The organism is Methylomonas rosea, assembly GCF_024505055.1.
GTDB classification, from domain to species: domain Bacteria; phylum Pseudomonadota; class Gammaproteobacteria; order Methylococcales; family Methylomonadaceae; genus Methylomonas; species Methylomonas rosea.
On sequence record NZ_JANIBL010000012.1, the window covers coordinates 1 to 24,057 of the forward strand.

At 53.2% G+C, this 24,057-nt stretch carries 17 protein-coding genes, 1 other RNA gene and 1 pseudogene; 6 read left to right on the forward strand and 13 right to left on the reverse strand.

Annotation, left to right across the window (positions count from 1 at the left end; all coding sequences use genetic code 11):
- The 3 genes from NP589_RS05470 to gatB form a co-directional block, all read left to right on the forward strand.
- Positions 1-972 (forward strand): amidase family protein (locus NP589_RS05470; protein ID WP_256606080.1); only part of this gene is annotated, 972 nt, incomplete at its 5' end.
- A 12-nt stretch (positions 973-984) separates the two neighbouring features.
- Entirely contained in the window at positions 985-1,587 is a 603-nt protein-coding gene (locus NP589_RS05475; RefSeq protein ID WP_256606081.1) for a Uma2 family endonuclease, read from the forward strand.
- Between the two features lie 18 nt (positions 1,588-1,605).
- Positions 1,606-3,045 (forward strand): Asp-tRNA(Asn)/Glu-tRNA(Gln) amidotransferase subunit GatB, encoded by a 1,440-nt coding sequence (gene gatB / locus NP589_RS05480; RefSeq protein WP_256606082.1) that lies wholly within the window; start codon positions 1,606-1,608, stop codon positions 3,043-3,045.
- 116 nt (positions 3,046-3,161) lie between these two features.
- Here the strand turns inward: gatB and NP589_RS05485 are convergent, their stop codons facing one another.
- The 13 genes and pseudogenes from NP589_RS05485 to ssrA all read right to left on the reverse strand — a co-directional run bounded on the left by NP589_RS05485 (position 3,162) and on the right by ssrA (position 21,531).
- A complete protein-coding gene (locus NP589_RS05485) occupies positions 3,162-8,324 on the reverse strand; it encodes a RecQ family ATP-dependent DNA helicase (protein WP_256606083.1) in 5,163 nt (1,720 codons plus the stop codon).
- Positions 8,325-8,647: 323 nt separating this feature from the next.
- A complete protein-coding gene (locus NP589_RS05490; protein WP_256606084.1) occupies positions 8,648-9,628 on the reverse strand; it encodes a nitrate- and nitrite sensing domain-containing protein in 981 nt (326 codons plus the stop codon).
- A gap of 21 nt (positions 9,629-9,649) precedes the next feature.
- The gene (locus tag NP589_RS05495) at positions 9,650-10,822 is read right to left on the reverse strand and encodes a methyl-accepting chemotaxis protein (RefSeq protein WP_256606085.1); all 1,173 of its coding nucleotides are present in this window, start codon (positions 10,820-10,822) and stop codon (positions 9,650-9,652) included.
- A 386-nt stretch (positions 10,823-11,208) separates the two neighbouring features.
- The gene (locus NP589_RS05500) at positions 11,209-14,367 is read right to left on the reverse strand and encodes a type I restriction endonuclease subunit R (protein WP_256606086.1); all 3,159 of its coding nucleotides are present in this window, start codon (positions 14,365-14,367) and stop codon (positions 11,209-11,211) included.
- A gap of 25 nt (positions 14,368-14,392) precedes the next feature.
- The gene (locus tag NP589_RS05505) at positions 14,393-15,685 is read right to left on the reverse strand and encodes a type II toxin-antitoxin system HipA family toxin (protein ID WP_256606087.1); all 1,293 of its coding nucleotides are present in this window, start codon (positions 15,683-15,685) and stop codon (positions 14,393-14,395) included.
- Positions 15,675-15,968 carry a helix-turn-helix domain-containing protein gene (locus NP589_RS05510; protein ID WP_256606088.1) on the reverse strand — a complete coding sequence of 98 codons (294 nt, stop codon included), beginning with the start codon at positions 15,966-15,968 and terminating at the stop codon, positions 15,675-15,677. Before NP589_RS05510 ends, NP589_RS05505 begins: the two co-directional genes overlap by 11 nt.
- 311 nt (positions 15,969-16,279) lie before the next feature.
- Positions 16,280-17,719 carry a restriction endonuclease subunit S gene (locus NP589_RS05515; protein ID WP_256606089.1) on the reverse strand — a complete coding sequence of 480 codons (1,440 nt, stop codon included), beginning with the start codon at positions 17,717-17,719 and terminating at the stop codon, positions 16,280-16,282.
- Positions 17,709-18,392 (reverse strand): endonuclease domain-containing protein, encoded by a 684-nt coding sequence (locus NP589_RS05520; RefSeq protein ID WP_256606138.1) that lies wholly within the window; start codon positions 18,390-18,392, stop codon positions 17,709-17,711. The genes NP589_RS05515 and NP589_RS05520 overlap by 11 nt, the downstream gene beginning before the upstream one ends.
- Before the next feature lie 30 nt (positions 18,393-18,422).
- Positions 18,423-18,926 (reverse strand): annotated as a pseudogene (locus NP589_RS05525) (N-6 DNA methylase); the annotation flags it as partial.
- Positions 18,927-19,196: 270 nt separating this feature from the next.
- Positions 19,197-20,168 (reverse strand): class I SAM-dependent DNA methyltransferase, encoded by a 972-nt coding sequence (locus tag NP589_RS05530; RefSeq protein WP_256606090.1) that lies wholly within the window; start codon positions 20,166-20,168, stop codon positions 19,197-19,199.
- Between the two features lie 56 nt (positions 20,169-20,224).
- Positions 20,225-20,683, reverse strand: a complete 459-nt coding sequence (locus NP589_RS05535) for a hypothetical protein (protein ID WP_256606091.1) — start codon at positions 20,681-20,683, stop codon at positions 20,225-20,227.
- Entirely contained in the window at positions 20,680-20,988 is a 309-nt protein-coding gene (locus NP589_RS05540) for a nucleotidyltransferase domain-containing protein (protein ID WP_256606092.1), read from the reverse strand. Before NP589_RS05540 ends, NP589_RS05535 begins: the two co-directional genes overlap by 4 nt.
- Positions 20,989-21,150: 162 nt before the next feature.
- Positions 21,151-21,531, reverse strand: a transfer-messenger RNA (tmRNA) gene (gene ssrA, locus NP589_RS05545).
- Between the two features lie 258 nt (positions 21,532-21,789).
- Between ssrA and NP589_RS05550 the strand changes: the two genes are divergently transcribed.
- Genes NP589_RS05550 through NP589_RS05560 form a run of 3 tightly spaced genes read left to right on the forward strand, consistent with a single transcriptional unit; the run spans position 21,790 to position 24,003 of the window.
- Positions 21,790-22,734, forward strand: a complete 945-nt coding sequence (locus NP589_RS05550) for a DnaJ C-terminal domain-containing protein (RefSeq protein ID WP_256606093.1) — start codon at positions 21,790-21,792, stop codon at positions 22,732-22,734.
- Positions 22,735-22,737: 3 nt separating this feature from the next.
- Positions 22,738-23,046, forward strand: coding sequence for a chaperone modulator CbpM (locus tag NP589_RS05555; protein ID WP_256606094.1), 309 nt, complete (start codon positions 22,738-22,740; stop codon positions 23,044-23,046).
- Between the two features lie 3 nt (positions 23,047-23,049).
- Positions 23,050-24,003, forward strand: a complete 954-nt coding sequence (locus NP589_RS05560) for a zinc metalloprotease HtpX (RefSeq protein ID WP_371929642.1) — start codon at positions 23,050-23,052, stop codon at positions 24,001-24,003.
- Positions 24,004-24,057: the final 54 nt, after the last annotated feature.

The following is a 24,057-nucleotide window of genomic DNA, read 5'->3' on the forward strand; positions in this document are numbered from 1 at the left end:
CGCCTGGCGCCGGCGGTGACAGGCACGGACACAGGTGGCTCGATTCGCCAACCGGCCGCGCTGTGCGGCATCACTGGACTTAAGCCGACTTACGGCCGTGTGTCCCGTTACGGCATGATCGCCTACGCTTCGAGTTTGGACCAAGGCGGACCGATGGCGCGGAGCGCCGAAGATGCTGCTTTGTTGCTGCAAACCATGGCCGGCTTCGACCCCAAGGATTCCACCAGCGTCGATCAAGCCGTACCCGACTACAGCGCTGGTCTGAACGACAGTCTGCAAGGCTTGAAAATCGGCCTACCAAAACAGTTTTTCAGCGCGGAGCTGGACAACCAAATGGCTGCCACCATTCACGCCGCCATCGCCGAGTATCAAAAGCTGGGCGCAGAAGTCAAAGAAGTGGATATGCCCAACCTGAACTTGGCCATTCCCGCCTATTACGTCATCGCCTCCGCTGAATGCTCGTCCAACCTGTCGCGATACGACGGCGTGCGTTTTGGTTATCGCTGCCAAAACCCTGCCGACCTAACCGACCTCTATACCCGCTCGCGCGGCGAAGCCTTCGGCGCCGAAGTGAAACGCCGTATCCTGATGGGGACTTACGCATTATCGGCCGGTTATTACGACGCTTATTATTTAAAAGCCCAACAAGTGCGCCGCCTGATCAGTGACGACTTCAAGCGCGCGTTGAGCGAAGTCGATGTGCTGATGGGCCCAGTCACGCCCAGTACCGCCTTCCGCATCGGCGAAAAAACCAGCGATCCGATTCAGATGTATCTGGAAGACATCTACACAATCGCCATCAACCTGGCCGGTTTGCCGGCCATGTCGATTCCGGCTGGCTTCATTGACGCCAAACCGGTCGGCTTGCATGTCATCGGCAATTACTTTAGTGAAGCGAAATTGCTGAATGTCGGCCATCGCTACCAGCAAGTCACAGACTGGCATCTTCAAGTACCCAAAGGTTTTGAATAACGGAGATTAGTCATGGCTAAGATCACCGAATTGTCGCAACTGGATATGAATGGCGTCTACAGCTATGCTGATTATTTGACTTGGCGGCTTGAAGACTCAGTTGAGCTGATTAAAGGCAAGATCATGGCGATGTCTCCAGCGCCTAACCGCAAGCACCAGAGCATCTCCGGCAATCTGTTTCTGCATTTGGGGAATTATTTCAAGCGCAAATCATGCGAGGCGTTTATCGCCCCCTTCGACGTGAAACTTTACGACCGCCGCAAATCGTTGCTCAACAATGGCGAAGCCTTTAGCGTCGTACAACCGGACCTATGCGTGATCTGCGATAAGGACAAACTGACAGAGCAAGGCTGCGATGGCGCGCCGGACTGGATCATCGAAGTCTTGTCCCAGGGCAATAGCCGTAAAGAAGTTCGACTGAAATTCGATTTGTATGAAGAAAGCGGCGTCAGCGAATATTGGCTAGTATTCCCCTACGAACAAATCGTCCAACAATTCGTGCTGGACGAGCAAGGCAAATACCAATTGCGCGGCCTATACCCCGGCAACGAAGTCGCCACTCCGCATTTATTCCCCGACCTGCAAATCGACCTAAACGACGTTTTTGCCGAATAAGCTTTAAAGGAACCACGAATGAACTCACAATGGGAAGCCGTCATCGGCTTGGAAATTCACACCCAACTGTCTACCAAGTCCAAAATATTCTCCGGCGCCGCCACCGCTTATGGCGCCGAGCCTAACACCCAGGCGTGCGCAGTGGATTTAGGTTTGCCCGGTGTATTGCCGGTGTTGAATAAAGACGCAGTGCGCAAGGCCGTGACCTTCGGCTTGGCGATTGATGCGGAAATTGCCCCGCACTCGGTGTTTGCCCGGAAGAATTACTTCTACCCAGACTTGCCGAAAGGCTATCAGATCAGCCAATTCGAGCTGCCCATCGTCGGTAACGGCCATCTGGACATCGAAGTGGATGGCGAGACTAAACGCATCGGCATCACCCGCGCTCACCTGGAAGAAGACGCCGGCAAATCGCTGCATGAAGACTTCCACGGTCTGACCGGTATCGACCTGAACCGCGCCGGTACACCGCTACTGGAAATCGTCTCCGAACCGGACATGCGCTCCGCCAAGGAAGCCGTAGCCTACATGCGCAAATTGCACGAACTGGTACGCTATCTGGAAATCTGCGACGGCAATATGCAGGAAGGCTCGTTCCGCTGCGACGCCAATGTTTCTGTGCGCCCAAAAGGCCAAGCAGAATTCGGCACCCGCGCCGAGATCAAAAACATCAACTCCTTCAAGTTCGTCGAAAAAGCCATCAATCACGAAATTGAGCGGCAAATCGATGTCATCGAAAGCGGCGGCAAAGTCGTCCAGGAAACTCGGCTTTACGATGCCAACAAAGACGAAACCCGCTCGATGCGCAGCAAGGAAGAAGCCAACGACTACCGTTACTTCCCCGACCCCGATCTGTTACCGGTGTTGATCGAAGAAAGTTTGAAGGACGAAATCCGTGCGACCCTGCCGGAGTTGCCGGATGCCAAAAAACAGCGCTTCATTGATCAATACGCTCTGGATAACGAAAGCGCCACCACCTTGACGTCATCCCGCGAACTGGCCGACTTTTACGAAACCGTCGTCAAGCAATCCGGCGGCGAAGCCAAGCTGGCCGGCAACTGGCTGACCGGCGACGTGCTCGGCGCATTGAATAAAGCCGGATTGGAAATCGGCGATTGCCCGGTCAACGCCGAACGTCTGGCCGGCCTGATCAAACGTATCGCCGACAACACTATTTCCGGCAAAACCGCCAAACAGGTATTCGACAAACTCTGGAACGGCAGCGACAGCGCCGACGAGATCATCGAAAAAGAGGGCTTGGTGCAAATCACCGATATGAGCGCCATCGAGGCTATCGTCGATAAAGTGATCGCCGCCAACCCCGTGCCCGTTGAACAATACCGGGCCGGGAAGGACAAAGCGCTGATGGCGCTGGTGGGGCAAATCATGAAAGAAACCCAGGGCAAGGCCAATCCCGGCGAAGTGAACAAGATGTTGATTGCTAAGCTGAAAAGCTAGGTCTGTAACCTCCCAATCACTGGATTTATCGTCATCCCCGCGTATGCGGGGATCCGGAGTTTTAACTTTACTGGGTTCCCGCCTGCGCGGGAGCGGCGAAATCTGCGCCGAAAAGCCTAGGCAGTTCCGTCGTTTGCACGCGGCAAATATAGAATTTCCGGCAACACCACTTCCCAACGCTCGCATCGCAGATTTTCGGTGTTGCCAGCGGTTTTATGCCTAACCGAAATCGCCGCAACCCGCACCTTAACGATCTCGCCTTTTGGCGGTGTAAAGGCCTGCGCCATCCGGGTCACTGCAACACCATTTAAATCCGCTAATTCCCAACCAGCCTGTCCATCACCTCTGGTCCGCAAAAGCAACTCGCTACCCACGTCCAGCGTGGCAATTGCGCGGTGAATCGATTTATCGGCAGAGAAGTATCCCGGCCACGAAAGCACGACTTGCCCCAAATCGGCCAGCCATGTGCGTTGCCCCAATTGCCGAAAATCCACTGTATATTGCGGCTTGGTTTTAACGCAAAGCATCTCGCAATCCTTAATAAAAGCATGCCGCCCGCCCTGCTTGGCGCACAAAGTCAGCGTTTTGCGGGCGCGCGTCATCGCCACATAAAACAGCCGCCGCTCTTCGTCACTGCTTTGCTGCCAGCCGCCGCCGTCCAGAATTAGGACATGATCGAACTCCAAACCCTTGGCACGGTGCGCCGTCAATAACAGCAGCGGCGCATGCAGGCTATCGTTTTCGCCGGACTGGCTGACGGAACCGAATTCGTAGAGTGCATCGACAAGGTTACTGACCACCTGCTGGCAACCCGGCGCGGCGACTTCGGCGGCAATGATGAATTGCGCCAGCATGGCTCGGTAAGGATGTTCGATCAGCTCATTCACATTTTGCCGATAGCGGCGCCTAAACCAGCGCGACAACGATCCCCAGCGCAGCAATACACGTGGTTTGCGGGCTTTTCGCCTTTGCTTATTCAATAAGGCCAGCAAACTATGGCCTTCCCTAGTGGCATGCAAATTCAGCAGATAATCGTCGCGCAGCAAGCGCACCGGAATGCCTTGCAAGCGGCACAATTCCGCCAGCGGTTCCAGCGTATCCCAGTGCCTGGCGATCACCGCAAAGCGGCCCCAATGACTGACTTGCCCCGCATTTGCCAAGCTGTTCAGCCGCACCAGCTCGGCCAGCGCCACCTGGCCTTCGCCATCCAAGGCCGCTGGCGTTTCCAGGATATGCACTCTACCTTGAGTCAAACTATCCAGTTCGGCAAACTCGCCGCCATCCGGCGCTTCGCGGCGCGCGAAATTGATTTGGATTGCGTGCTGAGTTTTCATCCGCTCCCGCGCCGGCGCAATGACAAGGTTCGCGCAATGAATAATCTGCGCCGTGGAGCGATAGTTTTCGATCAAATAGTAGGTCTTGGCCTGATAGTCCTCGGTAAACTGGTTGATGAAACGCACATTCGCGCCGCCGAACGCGTAAATATTCTGATCATCATCACCCACGGCCAGCAAGGACAATTTATCCTCCTCGCTGTTGATAGCTCTGCCAGCCAGCGCGCTGATCAATTCGTAGTGTTCCGCGTTGATGTCTTGATATTCGTCCACCAGCAAATAGCGCAAGCCGGACAATAAACGGTCACGTTGGATGCCCGGTCCCAGCTCGTCGCCCTGCTCGGCTTGTTTTAACAGCGCGGTGGCATTTTTGATCACCGCCGAAAAATCGACCGACTCACCATGCTCGACGGCCACTGCGTAACTGGTGCCGGTCAAGCGCATTGCCAAGCCGTGCAGAGTTTGCACGGTGACGCCTGCGGCGTCGGCACCGATCAATGCCCACAAGCGTTTGCGGATTTCAACCGCCGCCGAACGGTTATAACTCAACACCATAATGTCTTCCGGCAACACCATGCACTCGCGCAGCAACCAGGCTACCCGATGCACGATGATCTTGGTTTTGCCGGAACCTGGGCCGGCCAGCACCAATTGGCTACCTTCCGGCGGCGCGGCGACGATGGCTTGTTGCTCGGGATTTTGCAGATCGGTGAGAATGCGCCGATGCGCGGCTTCGGTGGTGGCCATTTCCAGAATATCCTGGCGGCCGGCAAAATAGCGGCGCACGAATTCGTGCCTGTCCATGCCAAAGTAATCGACGATAAACGCCATCGCCGCCTGAATTTTGCCCAACGCCAGCCGGGCATATTCCGCCATCACATGCACCTGGATGATCTTGTCCTTGTAATGTAAAGCCAGCTCGGTGTAATCGGATTTTTTAAACTGCCGGCGCCGGGCTTCGGCATTCAGTTGAATGCTCATCGCCGCGCGAAACACCGCCTTGCCGCGCGCCAGATGCAATACTTCGTTGCTGTCCAGATAAATCAGCGCCGCCGCCAAGGCCACATTCCAGTCGCGCACCTCCAGATCCTGCAAGGTCAAATCGGTTTGCAAAGCCGCTTCCAAATCACCTTGCTTACAGGTGACCAGCAGATTATTGCCCTGGCGCTTTGCTAGAAAATAATTCAGCAAGGCCTGAGCCAGCCGCATGCGCTTGCTGCGGATGTCATCAATCTTCTGCCAGCTGCGCAGCAATTTAAGATAGCGGTTATCCTGACCGGCCGGACGTAACGCAAAAAAACCGCGCAGACCGGTGCCATCGCCAAAGGCTTCGGCAAACGATTTCATCAAGCGGGTCAATTTATCCGGCGTCAGTTCCACGCCGGCCTCGCGGCGCAAGGTGTCGCACAGCCGCCGCACATTCAGAATCTGCCACTCCTCGCGATCCGCATCCGGCGCGGCCTCGCGCAGACTAGCTATCAAGGCGTCTTCCAGTTTGCGTAAGTCTTCCAACCTATCCGCCGTGTCGGGATCGCGGTACAGCGTTACGCCGATCTCAGTATCGTTGGACACCAGTTTAAAGCGGTCCAGCTCCCGCAACATGCTCTGCACTTCGTGAGAGTTGCGGCCGGTGGCCAGCATCAAGTCGTCGGTGCTAATACCTTCGTCGTCTTCGCTGTAAAACAACTGCGACAACAATGCGATATAAGGCTCAATGTTCGTATTCGGCCCGAGCTTTTTCTGCAGCAAAACCTGAGCTTCCTCGATACTGGCAACCTGCAAACTGCCCGGAAACACCCGGGTGTGATTTTCCTGGCGCTCCAACAAACGCGCTTCTTCCAGCCAGGCCACCGCGATGCGGACCTTGGTGTCGGCATCGGCGACGTCGGGGTCGATGCCGTGCTTGTCCGGAATTTCGAGCAGGATTTCGCCGCTGGTGACCACCACCGAACCTTCGCTGCGATCCTTGCGCTCAATGCCTCGCAAGGCTTTTAAAATCGCGGATATGTCATGTTGTGTCAGCTTGGAATTGCGCAGCAAGCGAAACTGCACGTCCAGATCGGCATCGTCATACAGCAACACACAACGCGCCGGGTCTTGATCGCGGCCGGCCCGGCCCGCTTCCTGCAAATAGTTTTCCAGCGAACCCGGCGTATCCAAATGAATCACCAGCCGCACGTCGGCCTTATCCACGCCCATGCCAAAAGCATTGGTGGCGGCGATCACCCGCAGCTCGCCGGCGATAAAGGCTTCCTGCACCTGGCGTTTTTGTTCGGGCTGCATACCGCCGTGGAAATAACCGCAATCCAGACCTGCCTGTTTCAAAAATTCGGCCATTTCTTCCACAGTCTTCTGCCGGGCACAAAACACGATGGCGCCGCCGGCGTCGCGCAAGCTTTGCTCCAGCAAGCGCAGCACTTCAGGATATTTGGCTTGGGCCGGCACCGCATGCACTTCATACAGCAGGTTTTCGCGACTGACGCCGCCAGTCAAACAGGTCAGCGTAAAGCCTAAGCGCTTACGAAAATGCTCGACAATGTCTTGCACCACGTCCGGTTTGGCGGTAGCGGTAAAACAAAACACCGGCGACGGTTTGTCCTTTTGCCGGGTCTTGATAAAGCGCGACACGTATAAATAATCCGGGCGAAAATCGTGCCCCCATTTGGATAAACAGTGCGCTTCGTCGAACACCCAGGCCCCGACTTCCCGATGCTGCAAAGCCTTGGCAAACGCGCTGCCGCGAAATTGTTCCGGCGCGACAAAGATCAAACCCAAATCGCCCAGCCGCAACTTATCCAGCATCACCTGCCGTTCCAACGGATTCAGCAGACTGTTGATGTAACCGGCACAAGTAATACCGCGTGCTTCCAGGTTATCGACCTGATCCTTCATCAGGGATTGTAGCGGCGAGATGATCACGGTCAGGCTGCCGTTGCGATAAAAACGCGCCAGCGCCGGCATTTGATAACACAAGGACTTGCCGCCGCCGGTCGGCAGAATCGCCAGGGTCGGCGTGCCGGAGAAGCAGTGTTCGACGATGACTTGCTGCAAGGACCTGCTGTCCTCGGTAGTCGGCGTCGGTCGGAATTGCGTGATGCCCGGAAAATAGCGCGGCAGCAGTTGCGACAAGTCGTGCTGCTCCCGGCACCAAACGCATTCGGCATCGCCGCAAGGTACATCGCGCAGGGTCGCGATTAGCTCCCGGGTTTTCGGGAAGGACAAACTCACCCAGGGCGGCAACACCGAGTTGCCGCCCGCCACCCTCAGCCAGGCCAGCACATAAGCCAAAGACTTATGCCAAACCGGATCGGGCAAATAGTGATTAACGATTTGTTGCTGCCCGGCGCGGCAAGCCTTACCCTCGGTAGCCCGTTGCCAGGCTGCTTGCACGTCATTCAAGCTAGGCCGCAACGCCGCGCGCAAGCTGGCAAAAAAATTCGCCACACCCTTACCGTTTTCCGGCGTCAATAAAAAATGTAGGCACAAGGCTTCGTCGGGCTGCTCAATCACCCGCTGCCGCAACGCCTCGGCCTGATCCAGAAACAACTCGTAAGCCAGTTCCGCGTCGCGGACCGGATCGTTACGGGTGGTCGTGCAGAGTTTGTAGTCCTTCACCAAGCGGTGATAAGGATTTTGCGGAAAAGCCACCGGCGACAATTCCAGCGTATCGACCAGGGGCAAGCGGAGCAGCGCCAAATCCGGATGTAATACCGATAAGGCCGGCTGATCAAAGGCAATCACGTTATGCCCCAACACAAACGCCGCGCCTTCACTGATTTGATCCAGCTTTTGCCGCAAATCGGCAGCTTTGCCGGATATACGCAAGCGCGCATCGGTATCCGGCCGATATGCGCCAATCTCCCGCAGCTTTAAACTATCCTGACGGGCGGTTTCAATGTCTATGCACAGGCACTTGGCTCGGGTTCTTTCGGGCGGTTGAGCCATTAGATTGGAAAGGAATGCACTTGAATGTTTAGGTTAGCGACGACTGAAATTGCTTAGCACTATTTAGTCCTATCCGCCGTACAAAGTTATTCTGGCCAGCGGAACCGGGGCTAACCATAGCGCAACAAGCGGGGTTTGCCTAGCCTACACGGCTTAGCCCATCGCGCCGACACCTATCTTTGCCAAGATTGTTTGCCTGAGAAAATGCGCAAAACTCTTTAATACTCACCAAGCAAGTTCGAATTAATACACCTCAATTTATTCTACAGCCTCCCACAAGCCTAAATTGCCGCCACCGATAGCATGGGTCTTGGCCCAGTCAGTCAAGAAACCCCATGCTTCAAAACCAACGAAGCCGCTAAAAACACCAAGCTTGCCAACATCATGGCGAACGATTGCTTGCTATTGCGTCTGGCGCTTGAAAGTTGGTTTTGCAAGGTATGGTTTGTAATCACTTCTCCCTGATCATAAAGGGAAAAAACACTGTTTAATGTCCCGGTGGCCGTTTCGAAGAAAGCGGCGGGATCGATCGCCGGCTTATCCGCGGTCAGCAGTTTTTGCTCGATATGGCTAATCAGATGGGCGATGTGAACATGAACCGCCGCCGAAGCTTGCTGAAAGCCGTTATCGGCGACCATGGCGATTTTAGCGTTGCCCATGCCGGCTTCAACCCGTTCGACGGCCTGACGGATGCGCGTGATCAGAAAACCCAGCTTGATCCTGTCGGTGATCCGGCAGCGGCCGGCAGCCGCCACACCGGTGCCAATGGCACGCGCCTGACCTATCGCCTCCGCGGTATCCGGCAACAGATGCCATAGAATTTCTATAAAGCTATACGGACAAATACTTTCCCGATGTAATTGACTGTGCTCCGCGGTATCCCTGATCAAGTTGAGAACGGCGCCTATCAATAAGCAGTGCCGTTCAAAACTGTCTTCCTTGCTCAGATGCAGCACGCAAGGGTGCAGCTGCTTCCAGACATCGCGAATGTCGGCGCACGACTGCAACGATTCAGGCAAGCGCTTGAACTGGCCCGAAAGCTGATCGAACTGCCGATCGATGTCGGATTGCAGTGCCGCGATCTTGTATTTGAAACTTAGGTCGCCGTTCAAATAAGCGCTCGCCATGCCGCGATGTTGCTGTATCTGCGTCAATAATTTTTTCAAGCCGCCGGTGATTTCCAGACTATGCAATTGCCCAAGCAAATGGTTAAGGCGCGTCTGGCGTTTTTTATAGAGCAGATACGCTGTCGCGCAGGCAAACAACGCAACCAAGAATAACAATAGCGAAACGAAATCGGGCATGGAAGTTCCTCTTATATTTGCTTAATGGGCGACGATTTGTGCCAATTTAGCCAAATGCCTGGCTATTTCCGCCGACTCCTGGGCCGCGTTGCTGTTTTGTTCGACGCTGTGAGCGATCGTCTCGATGTTGCGGCCGATTTCCCGGCTTACCTGGGTTTGTTGTTCGGCGCTGGTTGCTATCATCGTTACGTTATTTAAGGCTTGATCCGCATACTGTCGTATCTCGGCCAGCGATTGCTCAACCTCGAAGGCTTTGTTAATGCCTTGTTCCGTTTGATCCCGAGTGGCGGCGATGGACTGCACGGCCAGATAAATTTTTTCCCTGACGGCTTCGGTGGTGCCGGTTATTTCCTCGGCCGATTGTCGCACCCGTTGCGCCAGCGAACGTACTTCGTCGGCCACCACGGCAAAACCGCGACCGTATTCCCCGGCTCGCGCGGCTTCTATCGCGGCATTCAAAGCCAGAAGATTGGTCTGATCGGAAATGGCTTTAATCACTTCCGAGATACTGGCGACCTGCTGGGAATGCAATTCCAGATTCCGCATCAGCTGAGCCAGATCCTGAATTTCGCCAAACAGCGCGTTCATATCGGCGATAAAGCTTTCGATGGCGCGATGGCCTTGCCGGGAAAGCTGCTGAGTGGTCGACGATATTTTTTCGGCATCCCGGCATTGCCCCGCCACACCCATGATACTGGCCGACATCTGTTCGATGGCCGCCGCCATCATCGTGGTTCTTTCCCGCTGGTTATCGAGTTTTTCGGCAACGAATCCGGCGCCCTGGTTGAGTTGGTCGGCCGCATAAGTCACTTCTTGAATGGAGGCGTGCACATCGCTCATACGCCGACCCAACGCTCTCGCCGCTTCGTTAAATCCACCATATAACTGCGATAGCTCATCCTGGCCGGCAACCCTTAGCCGCATATCGAAGTTGCCATGCTGTAACTGTCTATGTGCGCCGATCAGAGTCTCAATCCCCGCTGCTAAGGAGGAATAAAGCGCTAACAACGCCACTGTCCAAACCAGATTAGCCGAGCCGATCGCCAACCATTGCGCCCCGGATAGCGACAAACCCGCATCGGCGAGCATGACTAAAGTCAGCACGCCGGCCAAAACAATCAGTGTAAATATCAGCGCAAACTTACTTTTTAGCTTGAAGCGACCGAGAAACGAGTTAATCAGCGATACGGACATTGTGATGGGCCTTCAGTTGAGACATGCCAATTGTCAGCAATTTTCTCGCCAGCAATATTGCTCAACGCCTCCTAAGCAAAATAGCGACAAAATGCACCAAAAGGACGAACTTACTGTCGGAGTTCACAAAAATCCGCACCAAGTTGACTCGAAAATCGAGAGCGAGTTGACTAGCGCCTGATACCGAAATCCACAAGACCAAAACACCGCGCACGAACACATAGTAACAGGCAATAAAAAAGCCCCGCTAAGGTCATTGGGGCCTTTTTATTTTGGGGAGTGGGAGGCTTAAACTATGCGCTAACTATTTAAAATAAATATCAATCTAAGCCATCGATTTATTACGATGCTATTATCAATAAAATCACAGTACGTTCGGTGTCTCATTAGCCCGCACTCCAAGCTTCGCTTAGTACCTCGGCTTGTTTTAAACACAGCTCCACCGCTTCATCGGCTTTATCGGGCGGATACTTCCAGCGCCGTAAAGCTCGTCTGACCAGATTCCGCAATCTGGCCCGCACACTATCGCGTTTGGCCCAATCGACGGTGGTGCTGTTGCGCAATTGCTCGGTAATGTATTTGGCCAGTTCGCGCAGGTTGTTATCACCCAACTCCCGCACCGCCGATTCATTTTGAATCAAGGCCCGGTAAAAGGCGATTTCGTCGGGATTTAAACCCAGTTTTTCAGCTTGCGCCAAATCCACCTGCATGTCTTTGGCGATGGCAATCAGCTCTTCGATTACCTGCGCGGTTTCGATGGCGCGGTTATGGTATTTGCGCAATGATTCCAGAATACGCTCGGAATATTTTTTCTCGGAGACCACATCGGTTTTCATGCGGGCTTTCACTTCATCGCGCAGCAAGCGCTCCAACAAATCCACCGCCAGATTTTTTTCCTTCAGCTTTGCGACATCATCCATAAACTCGGGCGACAGCAAGCCAATATTCGGCTTGTCCAATCCCACCAAGCTAAAAATATCGTCCACGCCATCGGCGACAATCGCGTTATCGATGATTTGCTTCAGCGCCGAGTTTTTCTCTTCATCGCTGCGGCGTTTATCCACCGTGGTAAATTTGCTAATCGCCGCTTTGACCGCACTGAAAAACGCGATTTCCTTTTTCAGCGGCTCGACTTCGTCCAGCGTCGAGCACAAGGTATAGGCACTGCTCAACGCCGTCATCACATCCAAAAAGCGCTTCTTACCGTCTAGCTCACCATTACGGCCTTGCAAACTTAAAATATGATTCATCGCGCCGGGCAACAACTGCAAAGCCTGGGAGGCAAAAGCACTGTAATCAAAGCCCTGCATCATGCCTTGCACAATATCCAGTTTTTCCAGTAGCAGCGCATAGGCCTCATGGGTATCCAGTGTGGGCGCGCCTTTGCCTTTGGAGTCGGTGTAGGTTTTCAGCGCCTGCTTTAACTCGCTGGCGATGCCGATGTAGTCCACCACCAAGCCGCCGGGCTTGTCTTTAAATACCCGATTCACCCGCGCAATGGCTTGCATCAAGTTATGGCCTTTCATCGGCTTGTCGATGTACATGGTATGGCAGCACGGCGCATCAAACCCCGTCAGCCACATATCGCGGACAATCACCAATTGCAGCGGGTCGCCAGCGTCTTTAAAGCGTTTTTCAAACAGCTTTTTGGTGGTTTTGCTGTAAATATGCGGCTGTAGCTGGGCATGGTCGGAGGCCGAACCGGTCATCACAATTTTAATCGCACCCTTGTTGGGGTCGGCATCCTGCCATTCCGGCTTCAGCGCCACAATGGCGTTGTATAGCTCGACACAAATATCCCGGCTCATACACACAATCATGGCTTTGCCCGGCATACTGGCAACGCGGGTTGCAAAATGACTCACCAAATCCTTAGCCACCTGTTCCACGCGCGGCGCACTACCCACCAGCTTTTCCAAGGCCGCCCATTTGGATTTGGTATTTTCGCGGCTGGCGATGTCTTCTTCGTCTTCGATGACTTCATCCACTTCCGCATTCAAAGCTTCGATATCCGCCGTGTTGATGTCCAGCTTGGCCAGGCGCGATTCATAATAAATCGGCACCGTCGCGCCATCATCCACCGCGTCTTGAATATCGTAAATCGACACATAATCGCCAAACACCGCCCGCGTGTCTTTATCTTGCGCGGCAATCGGCGTGCCGGTAAAACCAATAAAACTGGCGCTGGGCAAGGCATCGCGCAAGTGCTTGGAATAGCCAAAGGTATATTGGCCTTTGGCATTTAATTTGGCTTTATCGCCGTACTGGCTGCGGTGGGCTTCGTCGCTGATCACCACGATATTATGGCGATTGCTCAATACCGGATGACTGGTTTCATCGGCCAGCAAGGCAAATTTTTGGATGGTGGTAAAAATAATCCCGCCCGCTTGGCGCGCGGCCAACATCTCGCGCAAATCATCGCGGTCACCGGCCTGCACCGGGGTTTGTTTCAACGTTTCGACTGCCATACTAAAGGTATTAAACAACTGGCCGTCCAGATCGTTTCTATCGGTCACCACCACGATGGTCGGGTTATTCATCTCCGGTTGCGCCAATAACTTGCTGGCATAACACACCATCGAAATCGACTTGCCCGAACCCTGTGTATGCCACACCACCCCCGCTTTCCCCGAACCCGGCATCACCCGCTGCGCATAATCGGCGCGGGGCTCGGCTGAACGGTCGCCTAGCTGTTGCGCGGCAATGACCGTGGCTATTACCGCCTCGCGCACCGCATGAAATTGATGATAACCGGCAATCTTTTTAATCAGCTGGCCGTCGTCCTGCTCGAACAAAATAAAGTAATGCAGATAATCTAAAAACAACTCCGGCTGAAAAAAGCCCTTCACCAAAGTTTCCAGGCGATATTCAAACAGCGGCTTGTCGTCTTCATTTGCCAGGGTGCGCCACGGCAAAAATCGTTCTTTGTTAGCCGTCAGCGAACCCACCCGCGCATGCAAACCATCGCTAACGACCAATACCTCGTTAAAAATAAACAAATCGCTGATTTCATCCTTATAAGTTTGCAACTGCTGATAAGCCGCCCAAATATCCGCGTTGGGGTCTGCCGGATTCTTCAGTTCCAACACCGCCAGCGGCAAGCCATTCACAAACACCACCACATCCGGGCGGCGATGGCCCTTGCTGCCGGCTAGCGTGTATTGATTCACCACCAAGAACTGGTTATTGCTGAGCGTGGCAAAATCCAGCAGCGCCACATAATCGGTTTTTTCCTCGCCGTCGATTTTAAAATCAACCTTCACACCCTCTAATAACAGGCGATGAAACACATGATTGCTTTTGATTAACACCGGCGATTCCGGTTTGGCGATTTGCTGTGAAACGCGCTCTAACACTTCGAGCGGAATATGCGGATTGATTTTTTGCAGCTGGCTGAGCAAGCGCTCAAACAACACCACTTGCCGGTAATCGACACGCTCCGGATGGTCGCCATCGGGTGCAAGGTCATAACCGTTCACATAGCTGTAGCCTATGGTTTGAAACCAATTCAGGCAGAGTTGTTCCAGTTGGTCTTCCGAGATCATGTACTGTCCTTGCAGCGCATCCGTTTCAAGAGGCCAGCAAAGCCTTATTGGCTTGCCAAACCGCGTTTAATTGCCGGGCAATCAACGTTATCGTTTGCTTGTCAACCTCCAGCGCCCTGGCAGCCTCCGCAAAACCGGCAACCGTCTCGACGACTTCCGCAATCGCTTGCTGCGCCCGTTTCCAGTTGGCAAATCCAGCATGGCGGGCCAGCGCCTGCACGGCGCTCAGCGGAGGATTTTTCCCGTAACCCGCAAATGCCGTGGCATGTTCGCCATACGGATGCGGACTAAAGGTCACATCATAAAACGGTGCCAAACGCCAAGCGTCGCTGTCATCCTGCAAAAAGGCCCAGTTTTTACTGTGATCGTCCTGATTACAGGCAAATAAATTAAACAAGGCCCGCCGAAATTGCCGTTGCCCCAGTACAGGCGATTTGCACAACTGGCGGCTGGCCTTAATCAAATCGGCATAATCCAGGCTGGGGTTGCGAAAATCGGCATCCAACAAACCGCAAGCGCTGTGTAAATGATAACGCCCGGCCTGATGCCCTGCTCGCTCCAGCCAATCAAAGCGTTTTACCGCCAACCAGGAACGCTGTCCACTCCGGGTAGGCACCTGTAACAACTGCCATTCGGGCGGATCAAGCTGTGCCCGCTGCGCCAACTGCAAATAGGCCGCTTCGCATAAACCCTCTGCATGCCCCAAGGGCAGACTTTGTGACGTGAACTTTACCAGCCACGCCTCATCGCCCGGCTGGGGCCGCGTCCGCCAGTGCTGCGGCTGATCCGCTGATCGAAACAGTTGCGCCTTGGGTCTGGCGCCACCAGAACTGCCTACCGCCACCAACTCGGCCAGCACTTGCTCGGTTTCCCCCTCAAACAGCGCCTGCGCCTCCAGACCCAAACTGGCCAAATCAATCGCCTCGCGGGTTTCTGGCAGCCAATCCGCTACCGGCTCAAAACTCAGCGCCCCCATACCGTGTTGCCCCACAAACGCCAGCCGGTCCATCGCGGTCACTTGCGCAGCCAAAATACCGTGCTGCCTAAACACTCGATCTTGTAACAGCAACCCCCAACCATCCGGCAGGCAATCGGCAAACACCCCATGCAGGCCTTGATGCGGCTCAGCCGGTGCCCGCTGTAATTGCGTATCCGGCGTTAAAGTAAACGGCGACAGGTTTCCGTAGCGTTCAAGGTACTTGGCATCGTATTGAAAAAATACCCCCTGGCGATTTTGCGCCAGCACCCCCACCGCCACCGAATCGCCAGTAGACAAGGTGCGGCGAATATCCAGCTTTTGGATGGGCTTAAAATTCATCTTTCAGCACCTCAGCAATCGAACTGGGCATTGCCGCGCCCTTGCTTGCGGGCTGCGTCAAGGCATACAAACGCTGCAAATCATCCAGGGATTGCCAAAGCAGCAGCAATTGCCGAAAAGCAATCTGCCCGGTGCGTTCAAACTTCTTGATGGTCGCCGCAGGCACACCGCTACGCTCGGCCAAGGCCTCACGCGACAGCTTGGCCTGTTCACGCAGGCCGCGCAAATGCGCAGCAAACGCCTGCTGCACCTCCGCCTCATCCAACAATAACAATCGACGCATGACTTTTGAGTGTTATGGATATAATGGTATCCATTATAGGTGATATAAGCATAAATGAGACATTATTGTATCCAACAATGAAGTCCTTCACCCTCACCCTAACCCTCTCCCAGAGGGAGAGGGGACAAAACCCTTACCCTTATTCCAGGGAGCTTCGAGATTATCTGTGTCGCCCCCTATTGTTAGCTCACGCTCCCTGCGGGAGAGAGTCGGGGACCGTGCCCGCCGAAGGAAGCGCCGCCGCAAACTCCCTCTCCCCGCGGGAGAGGGTTGGGGTGAGGGGGAAATGAAAACCGACCAACTTTGAATAATTACAAATGGCTCAGATTAATTTCGCCGGAGAGGAGTTTTGGTAACAAACCATCTCTTAAAGATACTAGGGTTTGTATTAATTCCCTGTTCTTCATAATTGTTTCAAGGATTGGGAAAATTAAAAATTCAAAAGCATTTGTTATTTCTAAGCTCGGTATAACCAGCTCAATTGCTTTTAGATGAGAAGATGGTCTTGCGATTGAAGGCACACCTACCTGAGAAGCGTTTGACAGTAATAGATGCTGACCTTCCGGAGATCTAAAAAAATACGTCATAAAATATGGCGATGTTTTTTTTCGATCAACTCTCAAAAAGAATTGTCGCTGAGAAACAATATATTTTTTATACCTTGAGCTTCTAGGAATCATAGATACCTGTCCAATATTTCCAGCATGAGTGAAAATAATATCTTCTGGAAAAACATTAGAGCTTTTTAACTTTTCGGCATGTTCTTCAGTAATGAAATTATTATCACCATCGGTAAGTAAAGTGCTTTTTAAGTGCTGACCACTAATCACAGGTATACCAGCTTCTACAAATGTAGAAACCTTTATATTAGAACCAAATGGCCCCATACCAATCTTTGATGATACTTCCTCTACTTTTGATATTGCCCAGCCCTCCGGTATTTCCCCCAACTCAGAATCTACCAAGGCATCGGGGAATAAGGCGGCGGTGGCTTTGAGTTGTTGCAGGGTTTGCGGGTCGAGTTGGGCGAGTTGTTCCGGGGTTTTGCCGCTTATGGCGCAGATGGCTGCTTGTTCGGCGAGTTCTTGGCCCCTCACCCCAGCCCAACTTAAAGCGGCGACTTTGGCTTTCACCGGCTCAAAATCGACAAACCAGCTTTTAAAAATGGCTTGGGCGATTTGTTCCAGAGTTTGGTTAGTTTGGCGGTTGAGTTCGATTTTTTCATCAAGAGAAGTCAAAATTGCTTCGATTTTATTTTGAATCTCTAATGGAGGTAATTTAAGCTCAATACTTTTCAGAGATGCTAATGGCTGTCCAATCCCTGGCGTTCCAACTTGAGATGCATTCTTCAATAGCTCGTGACGGCCTAAACTACTTTTGAAAAAATAATATAGAAATTTAGGGGAAACTTTAGAACGATCACAAGTGAGTTTCATCAAGCTGGACGAGATTACATAGCGCGTGTCATCTAAAATTATTCCAACCTCACCTATTGATCCTCTATGAGGAAAAACAAGGTCGTACTGATTAACGTTACTTGATTTAAGCTTATCTGCTAATTCTTGGGTTATATAAACAAATTCACCTTGAAACGTTGGTCCACCAGTAATATTTGTGCCACGAATAACAGGAACTCCTTCATTGACATAGCAATCACTTTTCATATTTGAACCAAATGGCCCAATTGCTATGGCCGATTTACTGTCAGCTTTTATTTCATCGATGGATATTAGCGGCCAATCAGAACTCATAACCCAACCCCGCCAAGTTCTTTTTAATCTCAGCTTCCAGCTTGTCACTCTGCTCAAACTGACTTTTAAGCTGTGCGGTCAAACGCGCCATTTTCTCGGCAAACGCTTCACCATCATCTTCAACATCCGCCGCGCCGACATAACGGCCTGGAGTGAGCACATAATCGTGTTTCTGGATTTCGGCCAGCGTGGCGGATTTACAGAAGGCGGGGATGTCCGAATAAGCCCCAACCCCAAGAGATGTACCAGAAGAAGCCCTCTCCCCCCGGGAGAGGGTTTGGGTGAGGGTGGGGGTGAGCGCCCGATAAATCACCTCCAACACCGCCTCCGTCTCAGTCAACACCTGCCGATTATCAAAGCGCAACACCCGAATACCTTGCTGCTCAAGATACTGTGTGCGCTGCGCATCTTTTTTTAATCCCTGCTCGCTTAAATGTTGCCCCCCATCCAGTTCAATGACCAATTTCTGTTCATGGCAATAAAAATCAGCAATGTAGTTGCCGATCGGGTGTTGGCGCCTGAATTTGGCATCGGCGATTTGGCGATTGCGCAGCAATTGCCAAATGAGTTGCTCGGCATCGGTTTGGTTTTTTCTGAGTGCTTTGGCGAATTCCAGGAGTTTGGGCGGTGTGGGTGGTTTTTTATGTTCGCCCTCACCCCGGCCCTCTCCCATAGGGAGAGGGAGATTGGTTTGCCAGTTGTGGTAAGTCTCGGCGACTTTGTTTAAATCGTCTTGGGTGAAGTCGCGCAATACGCGGTCTTTCATGTAACCCAGATTGCGGGCATCGATAAACAGGATTTCGCCTTTGCGGTCGCGCAAGGCTCTGCCGCTGGCAGCGATGCGCGGGCCTTTGTTTTTGGTTAAAAACCAGATGCAGGCGGGGATTTGGGTGTTGGTGAACAATTGGCCGGGCAAGGCGACCATGCATTCCACCAAGTCGTTTTCGATCAGCGCTTTGCGGATTTCGCCTTCGTTATTGGTGTTGGAACTCATGGAGCCGTTGGCCAGCAATAAACCCATGCTGCCGTTGGGCGCCAGGTGGTAAAGCATGTGTTGCAGCCAAGCAAAGTTGGCGTTGCCGCTGGGCGGTTTGCCATACACCCAGCGCGGGTCGTCGTCGCTGACGCCGGTATCCCACTCGCGCATGTTGAACGGCGGATTGGCCATCACAAAATCGGCGCGTAAATCGGGGTGTTGGTCGTTGGTGTAGGTGTTGGCGGGTTCTTTGCCTCAGCGAGTGACGGCTTCCGTCCGTAAAGATTTTCGCCCATCCATGGGACGAAAATCGGGACTCCACCGTCACGGTGATTGCCTGCGGCGGCCCTGGCCGTCCGCATCACCTCGGCTTTGACCCAGCAAGGGGTTCAAAGCCTTGGCTCTCGCATGACTCGACGCCGTTTCGCGAGGCCTTGCAGTTTTTCTACTCGAAAAACCGCCCGGCGCTACGGCTTCCAGGGACTACTCGGCCTTCGCTCGCTAGCGCTTTGCTTTCCGGGCCTCGCAGCGAAAGTTAAAATCGATGCCGCGAATCACCATGTTCATCGCGGCCAGTTGCCAAGTAGTGTGGTTGTATTCCTGACCATAAATCGACACATCCCCAATTCGGCCTTGATGCTCGCGGATAAAGCTTTCCGATTGCACAAAAAAGCCGCCGCTGCCCATCGCCGGGTCGTAGACGCGGCCTTTAAACGGTTCCAGCATTTGCACAATCAGGCTGACAATGGATTTGGGCGTGTAGAACTGCCCGCCTTTTTTGCCTTCAGCCAGAGCAAACTGGCCGAGAAAATATTCGTAGACATGGCCGAGGATGTCTTTGCTGCTGAGGCTGGCGTGTTTGAATGGGATGGTGGCGATTAAGTCAATCAGCTCGCCCAGTTTAGCGGGGTCGATTTGCAGACTGGTATAGCGTTTGTTGAGAATGCCTTTGAGTTTGGCGTTGTCTTGTTCGATGGCTTCCAGCGCATGGTCGATTAACTGCCCGACCGAGCTGATGCGGGTGCACAGGCGTTTTTCGGCGTCGTCTTCCGGCGCTTGAGTCAGCACGTCACCGGCTTTGCTCAGCCAAATCACACTGTTAATCACCACTTTGTTCTGGTTTTGCAAAAACTCCCAGCGCGCCACTTTCGGCACCCAAAACACGTTGGTTTCGGCATAGTAGTCGCGTTGTTCGAGCTCGGCGTTGATTTCGGCTTGGTAGTCGGGGCTGTCCTCGCCGCCAAAGTCGGCGGGGTCCAGGTAGTATTCGTGGTCCGGGTTTTTAAATTGCTCGGTTAGCTCGGCGCGGCGAATATCAAACGAGTCGCTGACGTATTTTAAAAAGATCAAGCCCAGTACCGTGTGTTTGTATTGCGCGGCATCCAGCGTGGAGCGCAGCTTGTCGGCGCTGGTCCAGAGTTTTTTATCGAGCTTGTTTAAAAACTGTTGTTCGTCGTCATTGACCATGGGCATTAGGTTTTTTAAATTAATTCTGGCGTCTAGTGGGATTTATCGGCGTCTGCCAATCACTACAAATAAGGTTGGACGAAACGTTTTACTGAATCCAACACATCGATGAGGGAGGCTGTTAGATCAAGCGCCTTGTTGATGATTTCCGCTTTGAGTTCAGGATCATCAGGGTAATCGTGTGCAAAGGTGTTTCTGACTTCACGCAGCAACAACCAATCATCCGCCGATGGAATCGCACCAATTTTTTCAAGGCGATTCAACTTGTCTATAAATGCTTTTAACTCGCCGGGTTCTTTTGTCAGCTCTAACACCGCCGGAAACAGCTTGGCGCCCATTGCATCCTGCAATTTCCCAAATCGGACAGAAAACTGATCCAGGACGGCAATCTCAGTATCGGTCAAACGACTTAAACCATGTTCGTCAAATGGGGCATGACATTGCAGTTGACTGACAGCCCACCGCAACCTATCGGCATGACGGTCACAGATTTTTAGTATCTCTTGAATGGCTGTAATCATTGCAACTGAATCCCGGTCTGTTTGGCAATTTGATAAATCGGTAACTCAACCGAGCCATTGGCCTTACGCAACACGACGTCGATTTTTTGATCCCCGAGTCTTTTGTGTAAATCACGTAGAAATTTCAATTTACTAGTGATTAAGTCCGCTGCCGATTGCGCTTGGACCTCGATATAAAGGTCGATGTCGCCACCTTTCTCGTCATCCCGGACTCTTGAGCCGAACAACCACACATGGGCATCTTCACCGAAGTTGCTTAAGACGCTTTCACGTATTGTTTGGGCTTGAGATTGTGACAACCGCATGGTTTATTGCTCCTTCAACAGCATTTGCAAGCCTTTCAGCCATATACTCAGGTAAACGAACGGGTACTGAGATTTTAGTAGACTTTACCAGACATAAAAAACCCCGCGAAGTCTTGAAACTCGCAGGGTTCGGTACATCTTAGGACGTTTAATACACATTCTTGGTGGAGGTGGGGGGAATTGAACCCCCGTCCGCAAGCACTCCGCCACAAGCTCTACATGCTTATCCCGCGCTTTTGATTTAACTGTTGACTACCCGTCGGGCCAAGAGGATCAACAGCGATTTCGATTGGATTTAGCGCTTCGGGCTCCGAACTAAGCCTTGGCGCGAGCTTATGTAATATGATCCCTGAGCGCCTCCCGAAAGAGACTCCAGACGCATAAGTACATCTGGTCAGAGAAGTGGTGCAGGTTTTAAGCTGCTAAGGCCACTGAGTAGTTTTCGTCGTTTGCGAATACTTGTTTTCAGTAGGTTTTACGAGCTGTACTGTGCTCGGCATGCACCTGAGGTTTTGCTACCCACGTCGAAGCCATGTCACCCCCAAGAGTTCTCATTCTATCAAATCGATAAAATAATTGTCAGCAATATGGGTTTTAAATCAATTATTTCAAGAGACACTGTTTCCCTTTCGCCTAAACCTCTCCGCCGTAACCTAAGTTACTTGACGGGACAGTTTGCGGCCTATTGCGTTCATACTACTCTACCTTATTTTATAAGTTGTCCCAGCCCATGCTATCCGCTATAAATCAACGCAAAACAGTTCGCCTAGCGCCAGACACACTACCGACAGGAGCCACTGCGTGCAATATAAAGATTATTACCAGATTCTCGGCGTCAACCGCGATGCGGCAATAGCTGACATCAAAAAGGCTTACCGCAAGCTGGCGCGCAAATACCACCCGGACATTTCCAAGGAAAAGGATGCCGAGCAGCATATGAAAGAGATCAACGAAGCCTATGCGGTGCTATCCGACACGGAAAAACGCGCGGCTTACGATCAACTCGGCCGCGGCTACCGGCCAGGACAGGAGTTCCATCCACCGCCAAATTGGGACGCCGGTTTCGAATTCTCCAGCACTGACGCGGCGGATTTCGGCGACTTTTTCAGTCAATTATTCGGCAAGATGGGCGCGGGCCGGGCGCGGGGCGGGCCGTTCGAGAGCCAGACCGGCTTTCACACCCAAGGCGAGGACCATCACGCCAAAGTGTTGCTGGATATAGGCGATGCCTTTAGCGGCGCAGCACGGCAAATCAGTTTGCGGGTACCGCGCATGGACGCCGGCGGCCACGTTATTCTTGATACCCGGACCTTGAACGTAAAAATCCCCAAAGGCGTGTATGAAGGCCAGATCATCCGTTTGGCCGGCCAGGGCGCGCCGGGCATGGGCAGTGGCAAACCCGGCGACTTGTTGCTGGAAGTGCATTTCAATCCACATCCGCGTTTGCGGGTAGACGGCAGCAATCTGCATATGAATCTACCGCTAACGCCCTGGGAAGCGGCGCTGGGGGCGATGGTGCCGGTGAATTTATTTGATACCGGTTTAAAGGTGCGCATCCCGGAAGGCACGCAAAGCGGTCAGCAACTGCGGCTGCGCGGCAAGGGTATTCCCAGCGCGACGCCCGGCGATTTGCTGCTGGATATTCAGGTGGTATTGCCGCCTGCTAAATCGCCTAAAGCCCGAGAACTTTACGAAACCATGGCGCGCGAACTGGCTTTTGACCCGCGCACAAACTACAGGAGTTAAAGCATGCCATCAGCCGAGAACTTGATAGACGCCGTTCTGGAAGACAGCGGCCTGACTTTGCAGCAGCTGGCCACTATCTGTGCGGTGGAGCCGGAATGGGTTACCCGGCATATTGAAGACGGCTTGCTTAACCCGCTGCCGCAGCAGCAAAGCGAATGGCGTTTTTCCAGCGCGCATCTGGTGCGGGTACGGCGCATCGTCAGTTTGGAGCGCAATTTCGAAGCGGTGCCGGAGCTGGCTGCGCTGGTTGCCGACATGCAGGAAGAGATCGACGAATTGCGCCGCCGTTTGCGCCGGGCCGGCCTGGAGTAGCCCATGCAAAGCATAGCCTGGCATCGTCATAGCTGGCTCAACCGGCTGCAAACAGTGCTGCTGATGCTGGCGCTACTGGCAATCTGCACCTTGGCCGGCAGTTTATTATTCGGGGAAGAAGGCATCTGGATGGCATTGGCAACCGGCGTGTTTGCACTGATCTTAGAGCCGGCGGCTGCTTGGCGCTTGACGTTGAGCCTTTACCGAGCCCGGCCGATTTATCCGCAGGAAGCGCCGGCTCTATGGCAAATCTTGCAGGTGTTAGCCGAGCGCGCCGAATTGCCCAGCGTGCCGACGCCGTATTACATCCCCAGCCCACTAATCAATGCCTTTGCAGTCGGTAGCCGCAAGCAATCGGCCATCGCCTTGACCGATGGCTTATTCAACCAACTAAATTCGCGGGAACTGGCCGGCGTGTTGGCGCACGAAATGGCGCATATCGCCAATAACGATTTGCGGGTGATGGGTTTGGCCGACGCGATTAGCCGAATTACCGCATTGTTCGCCGCAACCGGTCAGTTGTTTTTGCTGCTGTCGCTGCCTTTACTGGTGTTTGGCGAGATCAGCTTTCAAATCAATTGGCCGGGCTTACTGCTGCTATTGTTCTCGCCGCATTTGGCCTTGCTGATGCAATTGGGCTTATCGCGCATCCGCGAGTACGATGCCGACTTGAATGCCGCGGCGCTGACCGGTGATCCTTTAGGTTTGGCATCGGCATTGGCGCATATCGAGAAAATCAGCGGCGGTTGGTTGTCGATTTTACTGCCGGGCTGGGGCAACCCGGAACCATCCTGGCTGCGCACCCATCCGCCCACAGCGGAACGCATCCGACGTCTGCAAGCCTTAAGCCCCAGCCGGCAGCAAACGTTTTGGCAAGAGCCGTTCGCCGCTCCGGGCTACGCTAACCGGGTGATTATTCGTCCGGCGCGTTGGCGCATCGGCGGTTTGTGGCGATAATCGGTATTCCTTGGGCGAATGAATTCGCCCCTACAATCCAGCATCAACGCCGAG

Bases quoted from the DNA above. Each gene is read 5' to 3' on its own strand.
- NP589_RS05475 (WP_256606081.1), top strand. From the start codon at position 985: ATGGCTAAGATCACCGAATTGTCGCAACTGGATATGAATGGCGTCTAC.
- gatB (WP_256606082.1), top strand. From the start codon at position 1,606: ATGAACTCACAATGGGAAGCCGTCATCGGCTTGGAAATTCACACCCAA.
- NP589_RS05485 (WP_256606083.1), bottom strand. From the start codon at position 8,324: ATGGCTCAACCGCCCGAAAGAACCCGAGCCAAGTGCCTGTGCATAGAC.
- NP589_RS05490 (WP_256606084.1), bottom strand. From the start codon at position 9,628: ATGCCCGATTTCGTTTCGCTATTGTTATTCTTGGTTGCGTTGTTTGCC.
- NP589_RS05495 (WP_256606085.1), bottom strand. From the start codon at position 10,822: ATGTCCGTATCGCTGATTAACTCGTTTCTCGGTCGCTTCAAGCTAAAA.
- NP589_RS05500 (WP_256606086.1), bottom strand. From the start codon at position 14,367: ATGATCTCGGAAGACCAACTGGAACAACTCTGCCTGAATTGGTTTCAA.
- NP589_RS05505 (WP_256606087.1), bottom strand. From the start codon at position 15,685: ATGAATTTTAAGCCCATCCAAAAGCTGGATATTCGCCGCACCTTGTCT.
- NP589_RS05510 (WP_256606088.1), bottom strand. From the start codon at position 15,968: ATGCGTCGATTGTTATTGTTGGATGAGGCGGAGGTGCAGCAGGCGTTT.
- NP589_RS05515 (WP_256606089.1), bottom strand. From the start codon at position 17,719: ATGAGTTCTGATTGGCCGCTAATATCCATCGATGAAATAAAAGCTGAC.
- NP589_RS05520 (WP_256606138.1), bottom strand. From the start codon at position 18,392: ATGGGAGAGGGCCGGGGTGAGGGCGAACATAAAAAACCACCCACACCG.
- NP589_RS05530 (WP_256606090.1), bottom strand. From the start codon at position 20,168: ATGCCCATGGTCAATGACGACGAACAACAGTTTTTAAACAAGCTCGAT.
- NP589_RS05535 (WP_256606091.1), bottom strand. From the start codon at position 20,683: ATGATTACAGCCATTCAAGAGATACTAAAAATCTGTGACCGTCATGCC.
- NP589_RS05540 (WP_256606092.1), bottom strand. From the start codon at position 20,988: ATGCGGTTGTCACAATCTCAAGCCCAAACAATACGTGAAAGCGTCTTA.
- NP589_RS05555 (WP_256606094.1), top strand. From the start codon at position 22,738: ATGCCATCAGCCGAGAACTTGATAGACGCCGTTCTGGAAGACAGCGGC.
- NP589_RS05560 (WP_371929642.1), top strand. From the start codon at position 23,050: ATGCAAAGCATAGCCTGGCATCGTCATAGCTGGCTCAACCGGCTGCAA.